The sequence below is a fragment of the Paenibacillus sp. HJGM_3 genome, from assembly GCF_045062745.1.
Taxonomy (GTDB): Bacteria; Bacillota; Bacilli; order Paenibacillales; family NBRC-103111; genus Paenibacillus_AA.
The window spans coordinates 1-24,066 of record NZ_JBJGED010000013.1; the positions used below are offsets into that span (position 1 = coordinate 1).

24 protein-coding genes are annotated in these 24,066 nt (G+C 58.4%); 19 read left to right on the top strand and 5 right to left on the bottom strand.

All coding sequences use genetic code 11. The features are described 5' to 3' along the window. Window positions 1–247 (top strand): MarR family winged helix-turn-helix transcriptional regulator (locus tag ACI5FR_RS15630; RefSeq protein WP_405455812.1); only part of this gene is annotated, 247 nt, incomplete at its 5' end. Beyond that, window positions 247–1,929: an MDR family MFS transporter gene (locus ACI5FR_RS15635; RefSeq protein ID WP_405455815.1), complete on the top strand. Its 1,683-nt coding sequence runs from the start codon at window positions 247–249 to the stop codon at window positions 1,927–1,929. The genes ACI5FR_RS15630 and ACI5FR_RS15635, both read left to right, overlap by 1 nt. Before the next feature lie 26 nt (window positions 1,930–1,955). Here the strand turns inward: ACI5FR_RS15635 and ACI5FR_RS15640 are convergent, their stop codons facing one another. Continuing rightward, on the bottom strand, window positions 1,956–2,336 hold the full coding sequence (locus tag ACI5FR_RS15640) for a response regulator (RefSeq protein ID WP_405455817.1): 381 nt from the start codon (window positions 2,334–2,336) through the stop codon (window positions 1,956–1,958). A 47-nt stretch (window positions 2,337–2,383) separates the two neighbouring features. On the opposite strand from ACI5FR_RS15640, the gene ACI5FR_RS15645 reads away from it, so the two are divergent. The 10 genes from ACI5FR_RS15645 (at window position 2,384) to ACI5FR_RS15690 (ending at window position 11,435) form a co-directional block, all read left to right on the top strand. Then, window positions 2,384–2,731 (top strand): Hpt domain-containing protein, encoded by a 348-nt coding sequence (locus tag ACI5FR_RS15645; protein WP_405455818.1) that lies wholly within the window; start codon window positions 2,384–2,386, stop codon window positions 2,729–2,731. A 409-nt stretch (window positions 2,732–3,140) separates the two neighbouring features. After that, on the top strand, window positions 3,141–5,762 hold the full coding sequence (alaS, locus tag ACI5FR_RS15650) for an alanine--tRNA ligase (RefSeq protein WP_405455819.1): 2,622 nt from the start codon (window positions 3,141–3,143) through the stop codon (window positions 5,760–5,762). 100 nt (window positions 5,763–5,862) lie between these two features. After that, window positions 5,863–6,123, top strand: a complete 261-nt coding sequence (locus tag ACI5FR_RS15655) for an IreB family regulatory phosphoprotein (protein WP_405455821.1) — start codon at window positions 5,863–5,865, stop codon at window positions 6,121–6,123. Continuing rightward, a complete protein-coding gene (ruvX, locus tag ACI5FR_RS15660; RefSeq protein ID WP_405456116.1) occupies window positions 6,123–6,539 on the top strand; it encodes a Holliday junction resolvase RuvX in 417 nt (138 codons plus the stop codon). Before ACI5FR_RS15655 ends, ruvX begins: the two co-directional genes overlap by 1 nt. Window positions 6,540–6,547: 8 nt before the next feature. Beyond that, complete coding sequence (locus ACI5FR_RS15665) at window positions 6,548–6,853, top strand: DUF1292 domain-containing protein (RefSeq protein WP_405455822.1); 306 nt, start codon at window positions 6,548–6,550, stop codon at window positions 6,851–6,853. Next, entirely contained in the window at window positions 6,850–7,155 is a 306-nt protein-coding gene (locus ACI5FR_RS15670) for a DUF1292 domain-containing protein (protein WP_405455823.1), read from the top strand. The genes ACI5FR_RS15665 and ACI5FR_RS15670 overlap by 4 nt, the downstream gene beginning before the upstream one ends. A gap of 93 nt (window positions 7,156–7,248) precedes the next feature. After that, on the top strand, window positions 7,249–8,322 hold the full coding sequence (mltG, locus tag ACI5FR_RS15675) for an endolytic transglycosylase MltG (RefSeq protein WP_405455826.1): 1,074 nt from the start codon (window positions 7,249–7,251) through the stop codon (window positions 8,320–8,322). Between the two features lie 53 nt (window positions 8,323–8,375). After that, window positions 8,376–9,272: a peptidase U32 family protein gene (locus ACI5FR_RS15680; protein ID WP_405456118.1), complete on the top strand. Its 897-nt coding sequence runs from the start codon at window positions 8,376–8,378 to the stop codon at window positions 9,270–9,272. A gap of 28 nt (window positions 9,273–9,300) precedes the next feature. Continuing rightward, window positions 9,301–10,662: a peptidase U32 family protein gene (locus ACI5FR_RS15685; protein WP_405455828.1), complete on the top strand. Its 1,362-nt coding sequence runs from the start codon at window positions 9,301–9,303 to the stop codon at window positions 10,660–10,662. A gap of 83 nt (window positions 10,663–10,745) precedes the next feature. Then, entirely contained in the window at window positions 10,746–11,435 is a 690-nt protein-coding gene (locus tag ACI5FR_RS15690) for a protein kinase family protein (protein ID WP_405455830.1), read from the top strand. A gap of 123 nt (window positions 11,436–11,558) precedes the next feature. Here the strand turns inward: ACI5FR_RS15690 and ACI5FR_RS15695 are convergent, their stop codons facing one another. Continuing rightward, window positions 11,559–12,320 (bottom strand): MerR family transcriptional regulator, encoded by a 762-nt coding sequence (locus ACI5FR_RS15695; RefSeq protein ID WP_405455833.1) that lies wholly within the window; start codon window positions 12,318–12,320, stop codon window positions 11,559–11,561. A 163-nt stretch (window positions 12,321–12,483) separates the two neighbouring features. On the opposite strand from ACI5FR_RS15695, the gene ACI5FR_RS15700 reads away from it, so the two are divergent. Then, entirely contained in the window at window positions 12,484–14,217 is a 1,734-nt protein-coding gene (locus ACI5FR_RS15700) for an AAA family ATPase (RefSeq protein WP_405455835.1), read from the top strand. A 90-nt stretch (window positions 14,218–14,307) separates the two neighbouring features. On the opposite strand, the gene ACI5FR_RS15705 is transcribed toward ACI5FR_RS15700, so the two are convergent. Further along, the gene (locus tag ACI5FR_RS15705; protein WP_405455837.1) at window positions 14,308–15,351 is read right to left on the bottom strand and encodes a LacI family DNA-binding transcriptional regulator; all 1,044 of its coding nucleotides are present in this window, start codon (window positions 15,349–15,351) and stop codon (window positions 14,308–14,310) included. Window positions 15,352–15,475: 124 nt separating this feature from the next. On the opposite strand from ACI5FR_RS15705, the gene ACI5FR_RS15710 reads away from it, so the two are divergent. Together ACI5FR_RS15710 and ACI5FR_RS15715 are read left to right on the top strand one after the other, a co-directional pair. Beyond that, window positions 15,476–16,879: an FAD-dependent oxidoreductase gene (locus ACI5FR_RS15710; protein WP_405455839.1), complete on the top strand. Its 1,404-nt coding sequence runs from the start codon at window positions 15,476–15,478 to the stop codon at window positions 16,877–16,879. A gap of 133 nt (window positions 16,880–17,012) precedes the next feature. Further along, on the top strand, window positions 17,013–18,017 hold the full coding sequence (locus ACI5FR_RS15715; protein WP_405455842.1) for a S41 family peptidase: 1,005 nt from the start codon (window positions 17,013–17,015) through the stop codon (window positions 18,015–18,017). 31 nt (window positions 18,018–18,048) lie between these two features. On the opposite strand, the gene ACI5FR_RS15720 is transcribed toward ACI5FR_RS15715, so the two are convergent. After that, on the bottom strand, window positions 18,049–20,382 hold the full coding sequence (locus tag ACI5FR_RS15720; protein ID WP_405455845.1) for a SpoIID/LytB domain-containing protein: 2,334 nt from the start codon (window positions 20,380–20,382) through the stop codon (window positions 18,049–18,051). A gap of 578 nt (window positions 20,383–20,960) precedes the next feature. Between ACI5FR_RS15720 and ACI5FR_RS15725 the strand changes: the two genes are divergently transcribed. The 4 genes from ACI5FR_RS15725 to csaA all read left to right on the top strand — a co-directional run bounded on the left by ACI5FR_RS15725 (window position 20,961) and on the right by csaA (window position 22,639). Next, the gene (locus tag ACI5FR_RS15725; protein ID WP_405455846.1) at window positions 20,961–21,500 is read left to right on the top strand and encodes a hypothetical protein; all 540 of its coding nucleotides are present in this window, start codon (window positions 20,961–20,963) and stop codon (window positions 21,498–21,500) included. A gap of 106 nt (window positions 21,501–21,606) precedes the next feature. Then, on the top strand, window positions 21,607–21,957 hold the full coding sequence (locus tag ACI5FR_RS15730) for an MmcQ/YjbR family DNA-binding protein (RefSeq protein WP_405456120.1): 351 nt from the start codon (window positions 21,607–21,609) through the stop codon (window positions 21,955–21,957). Between the two features lie 55 nt (window positions 21,958–22,012). Beyond that, window positions 22,013–22,282 carry a YqkE family protein gene (locus ACI5FR_RS15735; protein WP_405455848.1) on the top strand — a complete coding sequence of 90 codons (270 nt, stop codon included), beginning with the start codon at window positions 22,013–22,015 and terminating at the stop codon, window positions 22,280–22,282. Between the two features lie 27 nt (window positions 22,283–22,309). Next, window positions 22,310–22,639, top strand: coding sequence for a chaperone CsaA (gene csaA / locus ACI5FR_RS15740; RefSeq protein WP_405455850.1), 330 nt, complete (start codon window positions 22,310–22,312; stop codon window positions 22,637–22,639). Window positions 22,640–22,716: 77 nt separating this feature from the next. Here the strand turns inward: csaA and ACI5FR_RS15745 are convergent, their stop codons facing one another. Then, window positions 22,717–24,057, bottom strand: a complete 1,341-nt coding sequence (locus ACI5FR_RS15745; RefSeq protein WP_405455853.1) for a hypothetical protein — start codon at window positions 24,055–24,057, stop codon at window positions 22,717–22,719. Between the last annotated feature and the right edge of the window lie 9 nt (window positions 24,058–24,066).

Sequence of the window (24,066 nt, forward strand, 5' to 3'; positions counted from 1 at the left end):
GTCCGACAAGCTGGCCGGTTACGGGTACGCGACCCGGGGACGCACCGAGGAAGACCGGCGCGTGGTGATGCTGGAGATCACGGCTCAGGGAAGGGAGGCGCTCGAGAAGTACCATCAGAAGCGGTCCGACATTCGCAACTTGTATTTCAAGGATTTGCCCGATGAGGATATCCGGCACCTGGTGCGGATTTTCAAGCAAGTGCTGCACAATTACGAAGAGCGGGAGAAAGGAGCGGACGAGAGCTAATGGAGCATCTGGATCAAAAGAAAAAGATTACGATCATGATCTCGATCATGGCTACGATGCTGTTCGCGGCTTTGAATCAGACGATCGTCGGCACCGCGCTGCCGCGTATCATCGCCGAGCTCGGCGGGATGGAATATTACAGCTGGGTGTTCACGATCTACATGCTGACGTCCAGCATTACGACGATTCTGGTCGGCAAGCTGTCCGACATGTACGGGCGCAAGCCGTTCATCCTGACCGGCATCGCCATCTTCATCACCGGGTCGTTCTTATCCGGGACGTCGGGCACGATCATTCAACTGGTGGTCTATCGGGGCATTCAGGGCTTCGGGGCCGGGATGATCATGTCGACGGCGTTCGCTTCGATCGGCGATTTGTTCGCCCCTCGCGAGCGGGGCCGGTGGCAAGGGCTGATGAGCGCTTCGTTCGGCTTGGCCAGCGTATTCGGTCCGACCTTGGGCGGATACATCGTCGACCACTTTGAATGGCATTGGGTGTTCTGGGTGTTCCTCCCGGTCGGGCTGATCGCGATGGGGCTTATCTGGAGCTTGTTCCCCACCGTGCCGCGCAAGGAGAAGGCGTCCATCGACTACGCGGGCTCACTCTTCCTTACATTGACGATGGTGCCTATGCTGCTCGCGTTCTCCTGGGCCGGCTCGAAGTACGCGTGGGGATCGGCGCAAGTGCTCGGGTTGTTCGCCGCCGCGGTTATCGCCCTGCTCGTCTTCTTGTTCATCGAACGGGCGGCGCGCAATCCGGTCTTGCCGCTATCCTTGTTCCGCAGCTCGATCTTCACCGTCTCGAATGCGTCGGGCTTCTTGCTCGGAGCCGGGATGTTCGGCGCCATTATGTATATGCCGTTCTTCGTGCAGGGTGTCCTCGGAACGTCGGCGACGAACTCCGGTTTCGTCACGATGCCGATGATGCTGAGCCTGGTGATCGGCAGCGCGCTGGGCGGGCAGATCATCTCTCGGACGGGCAAATACAAATGGCTCGCCTTCGCGGGCATGACCTTCATGACCGTCGGGCTGCTGCTCATGTCGTTCATGACGGCGTCAACTTCGATGGGGCTCATCGTTGCCTACATGATTATGGTCGGCACCGGGGTCGGCTTCGGGATGCCGGTGTTCACGCTCACCGTGCAAAATGCGGCGGAGCCGCGCCTGCTCGGCGTAGCGACGGCATCGTCCCAGCTGTTCCGCTCGCTCGGCGGGACGATCGGGGTGTCGCTTATGGGGACGGTGCTGGCGCACCGGATCGCGACACGGATGATGGAGCTCGGCGGAACGGAGGCGGCTGCCGGGCCGGCGCCAAGCGTAAGTCCGGACGTCGCGGAGAGACTGAAGGCACTCGGCAACCCGCAGCTGCTGCTCGATCCGCCTAAGCTGGCGGAGCTGCGCGAGACGTTCCCGGAATCGATGCGCGGAATGTTCGACAACCTCGTCGCCAAGCTGCATGATGCGCTCGGCTACGGGTTATCCGGGGTATTCCTGACCGGCTGCTTCATCGTGACGGGGGCGCTCGTGCTGACGCTGTTCCTGAAGGAAGTGCCGCTCAGTAGCGCGATGAAGCGTAAAGGCGAAGAGGGGCAGGCACCAGCTCCCACACCGACATCCCCGACATCCCCTACGGCTCCTGCCGGTGCGGGCACAGGGGCAACACAAGCGAATGCAGGCGGCTAATCTGCCGCGCCGCGTTCGGGAGGGAGTCAACTGCCAAGCAGCTTAGTCACCCGCTCCATGAATTGATGCGGATCGATCGGCTTTGAGATGAAGTCGTTCACCCCGGCATGAATCGCTTGACGCACATGGTTAAGACTGGAATCGCCCGTTACGATCAACACGGGGATCGAAGAGGTGAGGGGCGACGCCTTCAAGCTCTCCAGAGCGTTCAAGCCGTTCATGCCGGGCAAGTTCCAATCGACGATAATGAGGTTGTATTGGGCTTGGGCGGCGCGCTGCTTGAAGAACGTTTCGGCGTCCTCGAACAGGTCGACTTGATCCTCGTTCAGCTCCAGCATTTGCTTGACGAGCAAGCGGAACGGGGGGCTGTCGTCAATGACAGCGATTTTGCGGTATAATGGCTTCATGGCGAATTCCTTTCCTTGGATAAATGGCCACTAGGAGGCATGCCGAGATGTCGACTCCCGAATTCGAGAGCAAGATGAAACGGATTATCAAACAATCGCAGCAGCTGTATATCGTGGACGCCGCTCAGCGCATCGAGAACGTGCTTCAGGCCTTAGAAGCGTGGAAAGCGGGGGCTTCCGAGACGGCGGCTGCCGTACAGTCCATCCACATGCAGGTCCATGCGATGAAGGGCGTGGCGCTTACTATCCATTTTGAACCAATGCATCATATTTGTGAAGCAATCATTTTCCTGCTGGAACAGCAAAATTTGCAGGAGGCGGAGCCGCTCCTCCGTCAGCTCCCCGACCGGCTGAAGTCCTGTCAAGCGATCATGGGGGAAGAAGTTGACAATTGATTCCGGCCTTCCTTATAATAAAGAGATATCAACCGACATTTGTTTATAGGGCAAGACGTAGACGAAATCGAGTAGGCCGTAGTCCTTGCGCTAGAGAGAAAGCTCCGGTGACCGTCTGTTGCAGGCGGAGCTGTGCTGAGAGAGCTTTTCGTAAGAAGGATGGCTGAACGCTAATTTCCGAGTGCGGGCGAAGCCGGGATCATCGCGATCTCCGAAGAAATCCGCCGGTTATGGGGCCGTTATCTTCCTTCTCAAGGCGATTGTCCGTGAGCGCTCAGGCGCGGTCGGGCAATAACCAGGGTGGTACCGCGAGTCGAGCTCGTCCCTGTTCATCAGGGGCGGGCTTTTCTGTTGTTTTCCCAATTGGGTCAGTAGGAATCAAATACGATTTAAATGGAGGCTGTCGGGTATGAAAGCAAGTGAGATTCGTCGCAAATGGTTGGAGTTCTTCGCAAGCAAAGGCCACAAGATCGAACCGAGCGCCTCGCTCGTGCCGCATAACGATCCGTCGCTGCTCTGGATCAACGCCGGCATGGCGCCGCTCAAGGCGTATTTCGACGGGCGCGTGAAGCCGGAGAATCCGCGCATCGCCAACTCGCAGAAGTGCATCCGCACGAACGACATCGAGAACGTGGGCAAGACGCGCCGTCACCATACGTTCTTCGAGATGCTGGGCAACTTTTCGATCGGCGACTATTTCAAGGAAGAAGCGATAACGTGGGCTTGGGAGTTTCTGACCGACCCGCAATGGATCGGCTTCGATCCGAACCGACTGTCCGTCACCGTCTATCCGGAGGACGAAGAGGCGTTTGCGTTCTGGAACAAGAAGATCGGCATTCCGGAGAACCGCATCTACAAGCTGCAGGACAACTTCTGGGACATCGGCGAAGGCCCTTGCGGCCCTTGTACGGAAATTTTCTACGACCGGGGCGACAAGTACGGCGACCTGAACGATCCGGAATGCTGGCCGGGCGGCGAGAACGAGCGGTTCCTCGAAGTGTGGAACCTCGTCTTCTCGCAATTCAATCATAACAAGGACGGCAGCTATACACCGCTGCCGAATAAAAACATCGATACCGGCGCCGGCCTAGAGCGGTTCGCTTCCATCCTGCAGGACGTCGACTCGAACTTCGATACGGACTTGTTCCAGCCGATCATTCAGGAGACGTGCCGTCTCGCCGGCATTCGCTACGGCGAGAAGGCTGAATTCGACGTGGCGCTGAAGGTGATCGCCGACCACATCCGGACGGTCGCGTTCTCCGTCGGCGACGGCGTACTGCCGTCGAACGAAGGCCGCGGCTACGTCATCCGCCGCCTGCTGCGCCGCGCGGTCCGATACGGCAAGGTGATCGGCATCGACAAGCCGTTCCTGTACCAGCTGACCGCGGTCGTAGGCAATATCATGGGCGTCTACTACCCGGAAGTCGTCGAGAAGCGCGAGTTCATCGAGAAGGTGATCCGCACGGAGGAAGAGCGGTTCCACGAGACGCTGTCGGACGGACTCGCCATCCTCAGCGGCATGATCGCCGAAGCCCGTTCAGCCGGCTTTGACAAGATCAGCGGCGCGAACGCGTTCAAGCTGTACGACACGTACGGCTTCCCGCTCGATCTGACCGAGGACTTCGCGGCGGAGAACGATCTGGGCGTCGATCGCGAAGGGTTCGAAGCCGAGATGGAGGAGCAGCGCAGCCGCGCGCGTTCCGCCCGCCAGGAGACGGGCAGCATGAAGGTACAAGGCGGAGCGCTGGCCGATTTTACGGTTAAAAGCGAGTTTGTTGGTTATACTGAATTGGTAACAACTGCTAAAGTGACGGCGATCGTCCACGATAACACGTTCGTCGATCTGATCGGTACCGGCGAGACGTGCCAGATTGTGCTGGACCGTACTCCGTTCTATGCGGAGAGCGGCGGGCAAGTGAGCGACCGCGGCGTCATTCGGGGCAATGGCTTCGAGGCGAATGTGGAGGATGTGTTCAAGGCGCCACACGGCCAGCATGTGCACGCGGTGACGATCACGAGCGGCACGGCTCGCGCAGGCGAGCCGGTGACCGCCGAGGTCGCCGGAGCCGCCCGCGAAGCGATCGTGAAGAATCACACCGCGACGCACCTGCTGCACCGGGCGCTCAAGCAAGTGCTGGGCGAGCATGTGAACCAAGCCGGCTCGCTCGTAGAGCCGGACCGGCTGCGGTTCGACTTCTCGCACTTCGGCAGCATTACGGCCGAAGAGCTGGCCGACATCGAGCGCCGGGTGAACGAGCAGATCTGGAAGCAAACGCCGGTCGTGATCGAATCGAAGCCGATCGCCGAAGCGAAGGCGATGGGGGCGATGGCCCTGTTCGGCGAGAAGTACGGAGACGTCGTCCGCGTCGTGCAGGTCGGCGACTACAGCATCGAGCTGTGCGGCGGCTGCCACGTGCGCAACACGGCCGAGATCGGCCTGTTCAAACTCGTGAGCGAGAGCGGCATCGGCTCTGGCGTGCGCCGGATCGAGGCGGTGACCGGCCGGGGCGCGTACATGTACATGGAGCAACAGCTCGGGCTTCTTAAGGAAGCGGCCGGCTTGCTGAAGGCCGGTATCGCGGACGTGCCGAAGCGCGTCGAATCGCTGCAGCAGCAGCTGCGCGAGCTCGGGCGCGAGAACGAGTCGCTCCGCGGCAAGCTGAGCGCGGTCGAGGCCGGTTCGCTGACCGACCGCGCCAAGACGGTAGGCGGCGTCACGCTGCTCGCTGCCCAAGTGAATGCGGCCGACATGGATTCGCTCCGCCTGATCGTCGATCAGGCGAAGGCGAAGCTCGGCTCGGCCGTCATCGTGCTCGGCGCGGTGAGCGACGACAAGGTGAACTTGGTCGCGGCGGTCACGCCGGACCTCGTGGCGAAGGGGCACCACGCCGGCAAGCTGGTGAAGGAAGCCGCGGCGGTATGCGGCGGCGGAGGCGGCGGGCGCCCGGATATGGCGCAGGCCGGCGGCAAGGATCCTTCCAAGCTGGGCGCCGCGCTCGAGACGGTCGAACGGATGTTAATGGGACAGTAATTGTGAATTTTTCTCGCGGGGAAAGGAATTTTACCCGCTATAGAGAATAATACAGTTAATAGACGTACTATTCGTGTTAGTTTTGGGGGGTGGCTGGGCGATGAACCATATGGACAAAACGATGAAATTCGACGTGAAAGCAGAAGAAATCGAGACATCGTCCAAGGAAGTCCTGTTGACGGTATACGACGCGCTTCAAGAGAAAGGCTACAACCCGATCAACCAGATCGTGGGCTACCTGCTCTCGGGCGATCCGGCCTTCATCCCGCGCCATAACAACGCCCGCAGCTTGATTCGCAAACGGGAGCGGGACGAACTGATCGAAGAGTTGGTCCGGAGCTACTTGCAGCACAACAAATGATTCGCATCCTGGGTCTCGACTACGGGGACAAAACGATCGGGGTTGCGGTCAGTGATGCGTTCGGTTGGACGGCGCAGGGGATTGAGACGATTCGGAGGAAGAAGCCCGAAGACGACATGAACCGGCTTGGTGAGCTAGTGCGGGCGTACGAGGTCACCGAGATCGTCGTCGGCCTCCCGAAGAACATGGACGGGACGGTTGGACCGAGAGGCGAAATTTGCCTCGCATTCGCGGATACGCTTAAGGAAACCCTACATTTGCCGGTGCACCTATGGGATGAAAGGCTGACGACCGTTTCCGCGGAGCGTACGTTGCTGGAAGCGGATGTGAGCCGCAAGAAACGCAAGCAGGTCATCGACAAGATGGCCGCGGTGTTCATTTTGCAAGGGTTTCTGGACTACAAATCGAAGAGGTGAGGTGTACCATGGCCAAGGACGAGAAGCAGCACGTGGATGAACCGGAAATCATTTTCATCCCGGACGAGGACGGCAACGAAGAAGAGTTCGAAGTGATCATGAAGTTCGAGCTCGACGATTCGGACAAAAAATATATGATGGTGGTCCCGGTAGACGGCGACGAGGAAACCGACGAGGTGTACGCGTTCCGTTATGAAGAGGACGGAGACGACCTGCAGCTGTTCACGATTGAAGACGAAGCCGAGTGGGACATGGTGGAAGAAACGTTCAACACGCTCGTAGCCGAACTGGAGCAAGAGGACAAAAAATCATGAGTGCGAACGCCTTCCCGAATGCGGTCGAGGTTCGGGTGCTTCGGGATCTGTACGGGAACGACATCGTTCTGTTCGACGAGCAAGGCGAATCAACGGTACACCGGATCGTGACGGAATTCGAGCTGGACGCTCAAGTGTATGCGGCTTTGCAGTCGGAAGCGCTCCGCAAGGAGCAGGAAGTGGCCCTGTTCAAGGTGAATGTGAAGCCGGGGGAAGAGCCGGAACTGGAAACGATTGAAGACGACGACGAATGGGAGACCGTCTCCGAGATTGTCGACGATCGGATGTTTCCCTCGAACTGAACACATGCGTTTTCGACATTTCGACGACCCCGCGATCATTCGTGGGGTTGTTTTACTCTGATGCGGCTTTAGAGTCCGGGAGACGGGAGAGCGATGACAATACGAAGACAACTCAAGTGGACGCTTTGGACCGTCGCCATCCTTCTGCTGGTGGGATTTGGCACGGCGGTAGGGATCGGCGCGTACGCGGCGTCTCAGCTGCAGCCGGTCGAGGCAACCGGGGAAGAGCGGACGCTCGTCATCCCGCCGGGTACCGGGTCTGCGCGAATCGCAGAGCTGCTGGAGCAGCAGGGCCTCATTCGTAATGCGTTCATTTTTCAAGTATACTTGAAGTATAAGGGCGAAGGCTCCAGGTTTCAGGCAGGCGAGTACCGGTTCCAGCCCGGGGAAGCGCCGGATACGATCATCGCCCGCTTGAATGCGGGCGATATCGTGAAAGAGGACATGCTCCGCTTCACGATCCCCGAAGGGTTCACCGTTCTGCAGATAGCGGACAAGCTGAGCGAACAAGGTATCGTGCAGAAGGAGGCGTTCCTGCAGGCGGCGGACGCTCCGGCCGGGTTCTCGGGCGCGCATCCATGGGTCGCTCAAATACCGGCTGGCGGACTGCTGAAGCACCGCTTGGAGGGCTACTTGTTCCCGGAGACGTACGAGCTGAAGAAGGGCAGCACCGAGACCGACATGATCGACCGGATGCTGGTGGAGCTCGACCGCAAGCTGGGCGGGCTGCCTGCGGACTGGCCGGACCGTCTAGCGGCGAGCGGGCTGAGCTTCCACGAAATGCTGACGGTGGCGTCGCTCGTCGAGCGCGAAGTGGTGGTCGACGAGGAGCGCGCGCTTGTGGCCGGTGTCATTCTGAACCGGCTGAAGCAAGGGATGAAGCTGCAGATCGACGCTACGGTGCAGTATTTGCTCGATAAGCCGAAGGAACGGCTATTCGAGAAAGACCTGCAGCTTCAGAACCCTTATAATACGTATTGGGCATCAGGGTTGCCGCCGGGCCCGATCGCGAGCCCCAGCCTCAAGTCGATTCAAGCGGCCTTATATCCGGCCGAGACCCGTTACTTGTTCTACGTGACGAAGAAGGACGGGACCCAATCGCACTACTTTGCCGAGACGTATGAACAGCACTTGGCTAACATTGAACTGAGCAACAAGAAGAGGTGATTCCCTTGTCAGGGACCGAATATAAACCGGAGCTGCTGGTGACGGCAGGCTCCATGGACGAGCTCGTCCGGCTGATCGACGCCGGTGCGGACGCGGTGCAGATCGGCGACCCGCGTTTTGGGATGCGACTCGCGGGCCATTTCCCGATCGAAGCGGTGGCGGAAGCGGTCCGCTATGCGCATGGGAAGGGCGCTCGCGTGTATGTCGTCTGCAACAACATTATGGACAACGCGATCCTGTCTGAGCTGCCCGGCTACTTGCAGCAGCTGGCGGAGGCGGACGTCGATGCGGTCGTCTTCGGCGATCCGGCGGTGCTGATCGCGATGCGCCAAGCCGGCGTGACGCTCCCGCTGCATTGGAACGCGGAAATGACATCGACGAACTATGTCACGGCCAACTACTGGGCGACGAAAGGCGCCACCCGGGTGGTGCTGGCTCGCGAGCTGAACATGGAGCAGGTGCTCGAGTTCAAGCGGCAGGCGAAGCTCGAGGTGCAAGTGCAGGTGCATGGGATGACGAATATTTATCATTCCAAACGGGCGCTCGTCAGCAACTACTATGAGCATCAAGGCCAGGATCCGACCGACGAGGAGCTGGGCGCGGGGCGCAAGCTGTTCCTGATCGAGGAGGAGCGGCAGGATGAGCGGTACCCGGTGTACGAGGACCGCAACGGGACACACATTATGAGCTCGGACGACGTCTGCATGGTGGAGAATATCCATGAGCTTATGGAGGGCGGCATCGACAGCTTCAAGATCGAAGGGCTGCTCAAGCCGATTGAATACAATGAGACGGTCGTGCGCTGCTATCGGCAGGCGATCGACGATTATATGGCGAATCCAGCGGGCTACGAGTTCGATGAAGACGCCTGGCTGGAGCCGATCCGCGCCCTGCAGCATCCGGAGCGGGAATTGTCGTTCGGCTTTTTCTATAAGGAACAAGTATATTGATGGACCGGAATGACGGAGGTGAACGGTAATGGGAATCTGGGTAAAAGAAAGACCGGCCGAAGGCGCGTTAGCCGGAAGCGGCAAGCGCAGGCTGCCGCCTAAGCCGGAGCTGCTCGCCCCGGGAGGCAGTCTGGAGAAGCTGAAATTTGCCGTCCATTATGGGGCGGATGCGGTTTATATAGGCGGTCAAAAGTACGGCTTGCGTTCGAGTGCGGACAACTTCACGTTCGAGGAGATGCGCGAAGGCGTAGAGTTCGCGAAGCGATATGGGGCCAAAGTGTTCGTCGCGGCCAATATTTATGCACATAACGAGGATATTGAGGGAATCGAGGAGTATCTGCGCAACCTGCAGGAAGTCGGCATTGCCGCCATCATCGTGGCCGATCCGGCCATTATCGAGACGTGCAAGCGGGCGGCGCCGAAGCTCGAGATCCACCTGAGCACGCAGCAGTCTACGATGAACTGGCAGGCGGTTCAGTTCTGGAAGGACGAGGGCGTTCACCGCGTCGTGTTGGCGCGTGAAGCGAACATGGCCGAGATCGAGGAGATCAAGGCGAAGGTCGACATCGAGATCGAGACGTTCATCCACGGCGCGATGTGCAGCTCGTATTCCGGGCGCTGCGTGCTGTCCAATCATTTCACGGACCGCGACTCGAATCGCGGGGGATGCTGCCAGTCGTGCCGCTGGAAGTACGATTTGTTCGAAGAAGGCGGCATGAACGTGGAACAGCTCGTCTCCGAGGAGGCGGCGCTCGCCGATGAGACGCTGCGCCGGTTCCGGGAGGGGGCGCAGGAAGTCGCCCTGTTCCCGAACGTGGATCCGTTCATGATGAGCGCGAAGGATCTATGCATGATCGAGTACGTCCCGCAGATGATCGAGTCCGGGGTCGAGAGTTTCAAGATCGAAGGCCGGATGAAGAGCATCCACTATGTGGCCACGGTTGTGAACGCGTACCGGCAGGCGATCGACGCGTATTATGCCGATCCGGACAACTACGAGCTGAACCCGGCCTGGGTTGAGGAAATCTACAAGGCGGCGAATCGGCCGCTGAACACAGGTTTCTTCTTCGACGACCCGGGGCATGACGACCACATCTTCGGGCCGGAGGACAAGCGGGCGGACTATGATTTCGCCGGGCTCGTGCTGGCTTACGACGAAGAGACCGGGATGGCCACCGTGCAGCAGCGCAACCATTTCAAGCCGGGGCAAGAGGTGGAGTTCTTCGGCCCCGGCGGAACGTTCTTCCGCCAACAAGTCGGCGCGATCCAGGACGAGGAAGGCCGCGAGCTGGACGCCGCGCGCCATCCTCTGCAGCCGGTTCGCTTCCGGGTGGACCACCCGGTCAAGCCTTACGATATGATGCGCAAGCGGATCGGGAAGAAGCTATAGGAACCATACCTCCCGTCAATACGTATTACAAGGAAGAGGGCCGACCGATACTCGATCGGCCTTCACTTCGCTTTACGGGAGGGATGGACCAGGTGAACTCGGATTGGATCCAAGCGGACGCCGCCTTGCGCTCTATTCAGGTGACCGGCAGCGATCGAAACGAACCTGTGCTCGTATCCGGCCGCGCGGAGGGGCTTCAGTTGGTTGGGATCGGGACAGACGCCGCCGTCTTTACTTATGACGGCACACCGGGGTACGCGTTCAAAGTGTATTCCGATGTGGCGCTGCCTAAGAAAGAAACGGAAAAAATGGTGTACGAAAAGCTGGAAGGCCTTCCGTTCTTCCCTCATTATTACGGGCAAGGCTTGAATTATCTCGTCATCAGCTACGAGGAGGGCGTGACGCTCCACGATTGTCTCTTGCAGGGCATTCCGATTCCGGAGCAAGCCGTCCAGGATGTCGAGACCGCCCGGGAGCTCGTGCGCAGCCGGGGCCTAAATCCGCGCGACATTCATTTGAAGAACGTCCTCTTGCAAGACGGGCGCGCCAAAGTGCTGGACGTCTCGGAGTACGCCCTGGACGGCGACGATAAGCGTTGGGAGCATCTGGTGTGGGCGTATCGGGTCTTCTACCCGGCACTGGAAGGCAAGAAGCTCCCGATGTGGGTACTCGACACGATCAAAACGGGGTACGCGCAGTGGGATCAGGCCAGTCACAGTCTGGACGAATTCGGCGGACGCGTGAGCGAGCTGATCTCCAGGTTTCTTAGATAACGGTTTTGGGCTGAATAGAGGGTGGGCAGGAACTCCTGCGCCACCCTCTATTGTTTTAAATCCGGGTCCCCGCAAAGTAACAGGAATAGGCTCCAAAGGCCTGCGTCACTTTGTGGGGTACTTTTACTTCTGCCCGGTATAAATGTGCACCGCATCACGGAGGAACTCAGCGACGCCCGGTTGGTCCTTGTCGTAGTACGCCTTGAACCGCTCGTCGTCGACGTACATCTGGGCGACGCCCGCGTGGGCTTCCTTGCTGTACTGGTCCCAATAGAACGTCAGCCACTGCCGATGCAGGTCGGCCGCCTTCTGTGCCAGCTCACCCGCCGGGTCGCCCGTCTCGAAGGCTTCCGCCAGCGTCGTGTGAATGTCGGTCGCGAGCTGCTCGAGCTCCGAATACTCCTTCTCCGTCATGTTCTTGACCTTCCGATTCGCCCGGTCGACTTTCTCGTCGCCGTATTTGGCCCGAATCTCTTGGCCGTATTTTTTCTCGTTGTCATCGATCAGCTTCTGCTTGAAGCCTTCGAATTTTTGTTTGTCGCTCATGGTTTTCTTTCCCTCTCTTTCCGCCAGCGTCATGTCGACATTGGCAATTAGCAGATCCAACTGAAGGCGTTTCTCGATGAGCTTGTCCCGATGCTCTCTCAAGGCCCGATCCGCGTCGAAGGTCGGCGAGGTGACGATCTCCTTGATCTCTTCGAGGCTCACGCCGAGCTCCCGATAGAACAAGATTTGCTGCAGCCGATCGACTTCGGCCCGACCGTAGATGCGGTACCCGGATGAATTGATTCTCGCCGGCTTGAGAAGGTCAATCTCATCGTAGTAGCGGAGCGTTCGGGTGCTGACACCGGCCAGGAGCCCTAGCTTTTGCACGGTATATTCCATGTTCATTCCCCCTGACGACTTCATCGTACACCTTAACGGAACGTCAATGTCAAACGTTATTTTGCGAATAGTTTGGCCGATGGAATATAAAATTTCATTGACGGGCTTCTTGAAAGCGTAATAAAATTTTACTCATCAAACTGTCTGAGAAGGAAGTGTGCCCGTGAGGAGATATCGATGGATTAAGTGGCGCAAGTTCCTCCTCTGGCTCGGCATCCTGGCGATTCTCGGGTTGCTGTTATGGGTAGGAAGACCGACCTCGTTTTATATCGCTTATAGTGTGCTCAGCTTGGCGTTCCAGCTGCTGTTCGCGGTCGTGTTCATCATCATCCAGTTCGTTGCCCTGTTCTGGTTCCTCGCTCGCGGACGCACGTACTGGGTGCTGCCAGGCGAGACCGGCGCCACCTGGGACGATTATCGGGGCAATCCCGAGATCGTCGAGAATGCCAAACGCATCGTCCTGCTCCTGAAGGGCGTGAAGGAGTTCAAGGAGATGGGGGGCGAAGCGATTCGCGGGTTCCTCCTCTGCGGGCCTCCGGGGACGGGCAAATCGTACTTGGCGCAGGTCATCGCGAACGAAGCTCAAGTGCCCTTCGCTTATGCCTCCGCTCCCAGCTTCCAGAACATGTTCTTCGGCGTAGGCAATCTGAAGGTGATGCGGCTGTATAAGAAGGCGCGCAAGCTGGCCAAAGTGTACGGCGCCTGCATCATCTTCATTGACGAGATCGACGCGATCGGCATGAAGCGGCAGGGAGACGGAGGCGGCATGGGCATGATGTTCGGCATGGGGGGCGGCTCGGGCCTCCTGAACGAGCTCTTGCTGCAGATGGATCCGCCTAACCTCGACGGCTCCTGGATCGCGAAGTCGCTGCGCTCGCTCGGCCTGCGGCGCAAGAAGGCCGAGCGGCCGGCGGTTCTTACCGTCGCGGCGACGAACTTGCCCGACGTGCTCGATCCGGCGCTGCTTAGGCCGGGCCGGTTCGACCGGCAGTTGTGGGTCGACTCGCCGGACTATGATGGCCGAATCGATGTGTTCCAGTATTACCTCAAGAAGGTCAGGCACGACCGTTCGCTCACGCCTGAGAAGGCAGCGCTCGATACGATCGGCTACAGCCCGGCTCAGATCAAGCATATCGTGAACGAATCCGTCGTCATCGCCCACCAACGGGGCGCACAGGAAGCGAGCTACGAAGACTTCCGCGCGGCGATGGAGACGTACGAGTGGGGGCTGAAGCAACCGCTCCGCTCGATGAGCGAGGACGAGAAGCGGAACGTGGCCTACCACGAAGCGGGCCATGCGGTGGCCCAATATTTGCTGAAGCCGCATTCCCGCGTATGGAAGGTGACGATTATTCGCCGGGGCGATGCCCTGGGGCTCGCGGCGACGAAGCCGACGACCGAGCGGTACAATCGGAGCGACAGCGAGATCCTGGGCGAGATCCAGGTGTGTCTCGCCGCCCGGGCGGCGGAGGAGGAATTCCTCGGCAAAAAGCTGAACGGCGTGACCTCCGACCTGCAGCAGGCGACGCAGCTCGCCGGCGCTTACCTCGGCATGGTCGGGATGGGCGACGAGCTGTTCAGCTGGCTCGCCGCCGGTACGAGGGTTGATGGCCTGAAGGCGCTCCGGCCCAAGATCAACGAGCTGCTGAAGGACCAGATGCAGCAAGTGCGGCAGCTCGTGCGGGAATACGCCGGGTTCGTGCATGCGATCGCGGAAGAGCTGCTTTTGCGCGGCGATCTGACCGGCGAAGAGATCGAGGGCATCTACGAGCGGCTGTACGGCGAGACCCGTCCGGTACCGCCGGTCATCAAGTCCGGCGTGTTCGCGGACGCGGTCGCGGAAGTGGCGCCGGCCAAGATGGCGGAGGAGGACGACGATTCGAAGGAATCCTCTTAAATTTTATATGCATCTAAGCCTGTTGCTCACTCGAAGGAGTGGACGGCGGGCTTTTGTTCTTTTGTTAAAGAACGGACGTAGATTTTCCGGTTACACAGATTCACGGTACGGCGCAGTCGTAGCCCCGACAAGAAATTCGCCTTGGATGCGCGTATGCTCGTGGGGCAGCGTCGGATTCGCGAGCCGCCACAGCATCCGGTCGGCCGCGCGGTAGCCGGTCTCGCGAATCGACAGCAGCGGCCGCGTGAACAGCGGCAGGCCGTCCGGCTGCTCGTTCAGCAGGCCGACGATCGACAGCTGCTCCGGGACCCGAAGGCCAATCGCTTCGCACAGCCGGTACACGGCCCGCACTTCCTGGTGTACCCCGCAGACGAGCGCCGTCGGCGTGAAGCGGACGAGCTTGCTCTTCACATCGTCGATCCACGACTCATCGGTGCGAGCGCCGATCGAGTGGGCGGAGGGATCGACGAGCTCGCCGAACTCTCGCAGCGCCTGCTGGAACGCCTGCCAGCGCAGGATGAAGCCACGCTGCTCATACGTGTCGCCGACATACATCAAGCGGCGGTGGCCGAGGCTGCGCAGGTAAGCGACGGCTTGGTATGTAGCGTCATAGATATCCCAGATGACACTGTCCACTCTTACGCCGGGCGGAGGAAAGTTGAGCAGGACGGTCGGAATCTCGAGCCGGAACAGCGCCTGCTCCCAGGCTTTCGGCACGATGCTCGGCGCGATGAAGATCCCATCGGCATAAGCGAGTCCGTGCTGCTCGATGTATTCCGCCATGTCGGCTTCCCGGGTCGACTTGGGCAGCCGGTGGAGCTCTACCTGGTGGCCGAACGAAGCGAATCGCTCGTGCAGCCCTTCCAGCAGCTTGCGATTATAGCTGAGCGATTCTTCGGTCTGGACGAGCAGGAACCGCTTCCGTTCGTTCGGATAGGGGGAGATCGTCTCCGCCTTCAGGCTGCGGATCTGTTCGTTCGTGAAATAGCCGAGCTTCTCGGCGGTCTGCATAATGAGCTGACGCGTCGATTCGGCCATGCCGGGCTTGCCTTTGAACGCTTTGGACACCGTCTGCACGGTTACCCCGAGCTGCTTGGCGATCGTGCGTTGTGTGACCGGTTTGCGGATCGGCATGCGGACCACCTCCACTACTATCATATCACGAACCGATTTTTTCATTAAACAAAAATTAAACTAGTTCCCTAAGTCGCGCTCCCTAATAATGAGAGTAACAAAGTTACTGTGGGGGGATTTCAATATGGCTGAGCAAGGAGTTCGCACGATACAAATTACGACCGAGCTGCCCGTCTCGCATACACCGGACGTCGTCGTGCTGGGAGGCGGCGCCTCCGGCATCGCCGCCGCTATCGCGGCCGCACGGGGCGGGGCCGATACGCTGCTCATCGAGCAGCGCGGGTATCTCGGCGGGATGGGGACGGCAGCGCTAGTCCCCGCCTTCTGCCCCTATACGGACGGCGAGAAGCCCGTCATTCGCGGCATCGGTCTCGAGCTGCTGGAGCGCATGAAGCGGGCATCGGGCGAAGCGTTCCTGAGCCGCAACAAGGACAAGCTGGATTGGGTGCCGATCGACGTGGAGACGCTGAAGCGCGTGTACGACGAAGAGGTGCTGGCGAGTGGCGCCAAGGTGCTGTTCCACACGGTGGCGGACCAGATTTTAAAGGAAGGGGACCGAATCACGGGCCTCGTCATCAGCAACAAATCCGGCCGTTCGGTCGTCCAGGCGAAGCTGTATATCGACGCCTCGGGGGACGCGGACTTGGCCGCTCTGGCGGGCGTGCCGTTCCAGGTCGGAGGGGAGCAGGGCGAGCTGCAGCCGGGCACGATGTGCTATCTCGTGGCGGGAGCGGATAAGGCCAAGTTCGACCAGTACTTGAAAGAGACCGGCCAGAACGGTCAATTGGCCGAGGCGGTCATGCAAGCCCAGCAGAACGGCGACTTGCCGGAAGGGCGCAAGCGGATCTCCGGCATCGCCTGGGTGACCGACTCGATCGCCGGCTTCAACTTCGGCCATATCTTCGGAATCGACGGCACGAAGGCCGAGGACTTGACCCGGGCCGCGATCGAAGGCCGGCAGCTGATCCAGCGGCAGATCGCGTTTCTGCGAAAATACGTTGGAGGCTTCGAGAACATCCACCTCGTGCACTCCGGCGACCAGATCGGCATCCGGGAAACCCGGCGCATCGCCGGCGACTATACGCTGGTCGTCGAAGATTTCTTGACGATGCGGACATTCGAGGACGACATCGCCCGGAACTCGTACTTCATCGATATCCATCTCGCGAACTCGAGCAGCACGATGACGGTCAAGCACTTGCCGAAAGGCCAGTCGCATGGCGTTCCCTACCGCTGCATGCTGCCGCAGGGCGTGTCGAATCTGATCGTTGCCGGACGCTCCGTCTCGTCTGACCGTCCGGTGCAAGGCTCGCTGCGTGTGATGCCGAACTGCTTCGCGATGGGGCAAGCGGCGGGTACGGCCGCAGCGATGCTGAGTGCAGCAGGCGGAGGCTTCCGCGACGTGCCGATTCCGGCGCTGCAGGCGAAGCTGATAGAGCAGGGCGCCTGGCTCGGCGAGCATCCTGGGCAAGCGAGCCATGTGGAGCTGGTAGGTGCCGGTGCGGTCCAATTCGATCCGGAGACGTAAAGTGTATCCAATCCGAGGCCCAGGTGGCGCCGATATGGCGTTCCTGGGCTTTTTGCTGAATGGAGGAAAATAAACTGGCTGTGTCGAAATGTTATGTAACATTTTGTTGGATCATTTTGACAGGAGGCCGATTATGGACCGCCAATTTAAAACGGATACCGTAAATGCACTAATCGAGCTATTGAACGAACATTATGTGTTTCCCGAAACGGCTGCCAGCTTGGAGCGAGAGCTCACCCAGCGCTTAATCGACCATGAATACGAGGAAACGAGTAACCATAGTGCCTTTGCGGAATTGATCACCACTCACCTGTACAATGTATCAAAGGACAAGCATTTGCGGATGACGTATAAGGTGGAGAAAGCTCATGCGGACAATGCTCCTTCGGAGCGGAACGCACAGCCCGGTCCATTCTTACCGATGGCGGAGCAGGATAACTACGGATTCACCAAAGTCGAGCGACTGCCCGGGAATATCGGTTTGCTCGAGTTTCACATTTTTTTACCGCCTGAGCATGCCGGAGAGACGGTTGCCAGCGCGATGACCTTTCTTGCCAACACCTCGTGTCTAATCATTGATTTGCGGAGTAATTTCGGCGGCTCTCCGCACATGGTCGCTTTCCTATCCAGCTATTTGCTGGACCCATCCCCCACGCATCTGAACAGCTTGTATTGGAGAAAGAATGACGAAACGCAGCAGTTCTGGAGTCTCCCCTATGTGCCAGGTAAGCGATATGGCGGGACGAAGCCGTTGTATATATTAACGAGCGGGAAAACCTTTTCGGCAGCGGAGGAGTTCGCTTATAATTTACAGACCATGAAACGAGCGGTCATTGTCGGGGAACGCACCGGAGGCGGGGCTCATCCTGGAAAAGTACATCGAATCAACAAGGAGTTTGAAGTGTTCATCCCAGATGGCCGGGCCATCAACCCGATCACGAAGGGCAACTGGGAAGGAGTAGGCGTGTGTCCCGATATTGAGGTTCCTCAAGACCAAGCATTCGAGGTGGCCTATGCGAAGCTTCTTCAAAGTGAAATGGATCGTCTCTCCAGCCATCCTCTCCCCGACGGATATGAAAGAGTAATGGATGAATTGAAAATAGCAATGCACAAAAACAGCCTGCCAACTCGTTCTTGAAGAACGATTGGCAGGCTGCTTTTAATTACACTTACTGGTCTTTCTCTTTGTCGTTGAAGTTGCCGTGGATTTTCACGGTCGCTGCAGGGCTCGTTACACCGGCATAAGAAGCGACGACGGTCACATCTCCCTTGGCCAAGGTACGCAATTCACCGCCGGCCGTTACGACGGCTTTCTCAACATCGCTCGTCGTGAAAGTAGCGTAGGCGGTCAAGTCGACCGTGCTGCCATCCGCATAAGTTCCGATGGCCGACAGTTGCGCCGGTTCTCCGGTTTTCAGCTTGTCAGGCAACCCCTTAATCTGGATGCTGACCGGTTTGGCCGGTACCACTTTTACTTCTAGCTGAGCTGATTTCCCGTTGTAGGTGACGGTCACCGATGTTTTGCCGGCTTTGAGCGCCGTCAAGGTGCCGTCTGCTGCAACGGAAGCTACCTCTGAGGCGCTGGAAGTAAAGCTTGCTCCAGAAACGATGTTGGAGGTCGTTCCGTTGGTATATTGGCCGCGTACTTGCAACAGCGCAGATTGTCCAGCCGTTAGGACGCTTGGCCCGGTTGCCGTAATCCCGGTCAACACCAAGCTGCTGTCGTTGTAATTATGGAATTGCATATTCGGGTAATACGCGTTCAGGATCTTGTCGTACGACCAGCCCTTGCCTCCGAGCATCGAGGCGCCGAATTGGCTCATCCCTACGCCGTGCCCGTTCCCTCCACCATAGAAGGTTACGCCTGTCACGGCGCCGCTCGCATCTTGGGCAATGTCAAAGGTGAAGAAAGCGGAATAGAGGATGCTTGGATTTTTGAGCGTTGCCGTCGGATCGTAATCCGTAGAGCCGCCTTTTGCCCGGTACGCCGAAATGTCAGGGCCTCCGGTATACGTTTTGCTCGGGCGGATCGTGAACCGGATGTTGAACTCTTTGATAATCTTGTACGTACCGGTGCTGCCTTCGACGACAAGCTCCGTAATGTTGCCACCGGCGCCGCGCTTGGCTACGTACATCGTTTTGAACGTGCCAATCCCTTCAGCGGGGATCGGGAGGCTTTGGAACGAGCCGTCTGCGGTGCGGGTGAGGATGAAGTTCGGATCAGCCGCGAACCTCGCTCCCAAATTGGCGTTGATCGTTTTTTCCAGCTCCTGTTTGGTCATACCTACCTTCCAGCGGAAATATAACGAATCGGAGTCGTAGCCCTTATACGAAAGGTTTTTGTAAAAAGCAGCCACCGCCGCTTCATCCTGCGTATTCAATTCGAGCAGCTTGGTGCTGTCGTTCGGATCGAACGTGTAGCTGCCCGCCGTCAAATACGGAATCGGGGTACCGGGGAACTTATTCGTCACGCTGTCTGACCATACTTCATGCTTGGAAGCCCCGAACCCGCCGGACGTCGAATAGAAGCGCGCGTCCACCAACTCTTGGCCGCTCTTCATAATCTGGCCGGCTGTCTGGTTGATCGCCTGCGTCGTCAAGGCATTCTCGGCTTGGTTATTATACACTTGGCTTAGCGTACTGTCGTCGATATGGAAGCCTTGGTCGGCGAACCGGCTGGACAAGTAGTCCGTCAGCGCGTAAGTTCTTGCTGCGACTGCTTGCGCCTTGAGTGCCTCCAGGCCGAAGCTGGACGGCATTTCGCTTGGGACGACTTGATATAAGTATTCTTCCATGCCCACTTCGTTGATGACGCGCAGCTTGTCTTTCTCCGGGTTCAAGAACAATTCGATGACGCCCCGGTATTGAGGAGCGGCGGGTAATGCTCTTTTAATGGAAGCGATTTGCAGCATGGAGGTGCTGCTGGCCGGAATGGCATAGAGCCGGTTGGATGTCCGATACACTTCTACGCTATTCACGGTTACTTTCATTTTCCCGCTGTCCGGGGTCACGGAGAGCAAGCTCCCGGCCGGGATGTCCAGCGTTTGTCCGGCGATTTTATCGGCCAACTGGAAGCCTTGCGCCGATTGGAGATCGACCTTGGCATGGTTCAGCTGGGTCATATCGGCGATGTTCGTGATGTCAAATCGAATGCCGACCCGCATCACGTTCATCGGAGTTTCGCCTTGGAGCACGATCTTGGTGATTTGGCCGGCCGCATTTTTGTAAACCTCGGCATTTTTCGCGCCGACCATCACGTCGCTTAAGCTTTTCGTAAACCATTGCCCGTTCACGTTTTGCAGCACTTCTGCCCCATCGGCTACCGGGAGCGTGCCCGAGTATTCCAGCTCCAGCGTGCGGGTTGCGGTATTTTTGGAGACGATTTTTTCTTTCAGCGGGGATGCCGCCGTCTCGCCATTGGCGATCGCTACAGCGCTTACAGAACCGAAAGCCAGAAGCATACACATGAGCATGAGAAGAGGACGGATGACCATTCGTTTCATTGACTTTTGACTCACTCCATTCGCAGGGCAGGTTATGAAACAATTTTTCATGACAATCAATTAATTAAGGGCTTACATGAAATTTTGTTTCATAACCAGTATAAGTTGATTTCTACTACTTGCCTATATGTCTTTTTTACTAGAATTAGGGCAACCCTTTGAGTCAAAAGGTAGGACGGTGGAGAGTAATTTGTCGGATGATGGGACTAAATGCCTCGATTTCACGCGATTTATAAGCTAAGATCCATTTTTTCATGGAGTGCTCTTGGGGTAGGGGCGATGGGTGCGGCGCTTTAAGGGAAGGTTACTATTAACAGGGGTACCTTTACTAAATTGTGATAGATTCGAGCGATTCTGCGCAATAGTAAGGCAAACCTTGCTTAATAGTAAGGTCGGCTAACGCTAATTGTAAATATTGGCTTACTATAGCGGAGATATGAGGCATTCGGCGTGAAAATTGTAAAGTTTGGTAGCTTATTAGTTAAGTTTGCCTTACAACGCACGGGAGTGAGCTTTCGGTTACTCGGTCATTCTTCGGGTTATTGGCGCAACCAACTGAAATCGGACTCGGACTACGAATGGTGTGGGGAATAGGCGATTACCGGTTGTGCAGCCGGCCGTTCACTCCACCTAGAAGGGATGAAGCCACGTTGGACCACACCTCCATCACGGAACGAGACATGATACAGGCGGCTAAGCAGTTTCACGAGGTGTACCCGCTCTTGCTCGAGGAGATCGACCGGATTGAAGCGTTGCGGGGAGAGCTGAACGACTTCCAGCTGATGCTGGCCGTATCGAAAGCAAAGGATTCGATGGGCATCATGAGCTGGGAACGACGGAGGCTGATCAATGCCATCTTCGAGACCTATATGGACGTGTATCGGATGGAAGGACGCTCGATGGCGGATCAATGGGTCGTCGAGACCTTTGAAATGGAACCCGCGTCCCTGCAGCGGCAATTGACGGCCCAAAAGGAAGGGGCGTCCCGGATCGAGGAACTGTCCCGACTGATCATGGAACGAGAATCCGAGCTGCTGCAGCTGTACCGGGAACTGCACGCGCTCCAAGGGTGGCAGTTGCCCGTATCCGGGAACGATATGGAAAAGGAGAAGGGATGAACGCGATGTTCATCCTTTTTCTTTTGGTTGTTGCTGCTTTGGAAATAATAGGTACAATAAAAGTATGCTTGTCTATTGATGCTCATAGGATGAAGGCGAGGTGGCCATGATGATAACGGTTGAAGAGGTGCGTGCGCTGGCGCTCGCATTGCCGGGTACGGAGGAACAGGAGCATTGGGACAAGCCTTCGTTCCGGGTTAATAACAAGATTTACGCGGTGCTGCAGGAGGATGGGATTTCCCTGCTCGTCAAGACGACGAAGGAGGAGCGGGCGGCGTTCACGACGCTGGATCCGGAGGTGTATGCCGTGCCGGCGAATTATTCCACCTTGAACTACATGCTCATCCGCATGGATCGAGTGAAGCCGGGAGAATGCCGCGATCTGCTCGTACAATCATGGCGGCTCGTCTCGCCCAAGCGGATCGTGGCGGCCTACGACGCGTCCCGGAGGGCTTAATCCGCATGAGCGTGGTATAATGTGGGGATGAACGCTAACGGAGGGATCGCACAGGATGAAACATAAAAAGCAGAGGCAGCCCGTATATACCAAAACGAAGCCGGACGTCGATGACAACCGCTCCACGCTGAAGGATTTGCTCAACCCGGACGTGGTGAACAAGCTCAAGGCCCAAGCGGACAGCATGAAAGCGGAAGAAGCAAAGAAGGCGGAAGAGCGCCGCAAAGCCGCCGAGGAAGCGCGGAAGGCCGAACAGAAGAGGCTGGAGAACGATTTCGAATATTTGCTCAACAACAGCAAGACGGATTGGAAATCGTTCAAGTAAAGACAGGAGTGGAGTTGGAACAACTGCATGGCAACAATAGATGACTTTCACCAATTGGATATCCGCATCGGCACGATCGTACACGCCGAACCGTTCCCGGAGGCGCGCAAGCCCGCGATCAAGCTGCGCATCGACTTCGGCGAGCTCGGCGTGAAGCAATCCTCCGCCCAGATTACCCGCCGGTATGAGCCCTCCGCGCTCGTCGGGCGGCAGGTGGCGGCGGTCGTGAACTTCCCGCCCCGCAGCATCGCCGGCTTCCGCTCCGAGGTGCTCGTCTTGGGCGGCACGCCGGAGGACGGAGACGTCGTGCTGCTTCGCCCAGACGAGCCCGTCGCGAACGGGACGCCGGTCGCTTAGCTCTATGCGGCTATTATTGGTCCAATAAAATAAAGTCCGAATGCATCCGGCCGGAAACCGGGACATTCGGACTTTTTTCAGTTTTGGCGGCCGTCGATCAGCTCGACCATGCCTTCCTTGATCATGCGCTCGATGGACGGCGCATAGGGCGAAGGCTTGCCGTGCCGGTAGAACACGTAATCTCCCTCATAGCCGCCCTCGGCCAGCTGCCTGGCGGTCGGAATGTACGTCGTATGGCCGTTGCTGTAGCCGACGGGGAGCACCCGCTCCCCGTACTGCGTCTTGATGAACCGGCCATACTCGCCTACGACTTCGCCGTTCATCGCGACGATGGAGAACGACTCCCCGAGCTCATAATAATGAATCTCGAGCGGGTCGGCTTCCCTCAGCAGGTGCGGGAAGCCGAGCAGAATGCCGGCCCATTCCTCGCGGATATTGGTCGCCTTCAAGGCTTCGAGCAGCTCCTCCGGCGACGGCAACGACTGGAACGGCAGCTGCACCCGCTTGTGCCGGAACCGGAACGGCACGAAGGCGCGGTGTTCCATCGGCGCCTCGAGCACCACCCGCACCTGGGCGGCGAGTTCATGCCCGAACCGCGCCACATCTTCTTCGTTCCCGTCGTAATACCGGTCCCCGCGCAGCGTCGCGACCTTCACGTCGCCGCAGCAGCCTTGCAGGAAGAACGACACCGCCCCACCCCCGAGCTCTTGCTCCAGCTCATCCATTGCCGCGCCGGGGAAATCCGACGATATGGCGTTGTCGCACGTCGTCGTCGGGTGGCAGGCGAAGTTGACGAGCAGCGCCTTGACCGAGCCTGGCGAGGCCGTGCCGCCATCCGCACCGATCCCATCCGGGCGTCGGAATCGCAGCACGATCAGCTCTTGATCGACTGGCACGGTGAGATCCGGGTTCATCGTCCAGCTCCCGTCGACGATGCGCCTGCGGTACGTGCCGATTCCGCATGTGCCGGTGCCGCGCTCCAGCACGACCGGCTCGAGGTTGGCCATCGCCTGCTCCACGCTCTCCATGATGCGGGCTTCGAGCAGCTCGATGTAGTCCATGTACGCTTCGTCCTCCGAAGCGTCGACCCGGCTGCCAGGAAACGGCGCGGAATGCGTATGCGTGCCCTGGAACAGTACGGCGTTCCCTTCGATCCCCCAACGCTCCGCCATCTTCCTCCGCAGCGAATGCACCCGTTGGTCGACGAAGTAGATAATGTCGGCGGAGATCAACACGCCATATCTTCTGTCACCCTCCGCCGTCTGCTGCCGGAACACAAGCGTGCGCACGTGCAGGGGCCGATTCACGACCGAAGTTTGGCCATCCGCACGGAGACGCGGATGGAAGGGCTGCAGCTCTACCGGGAAATCGGGAGTGATGTTAACTTTTGCAGCTCCGAGCATCGTACTGAGACTCATAGTATAACC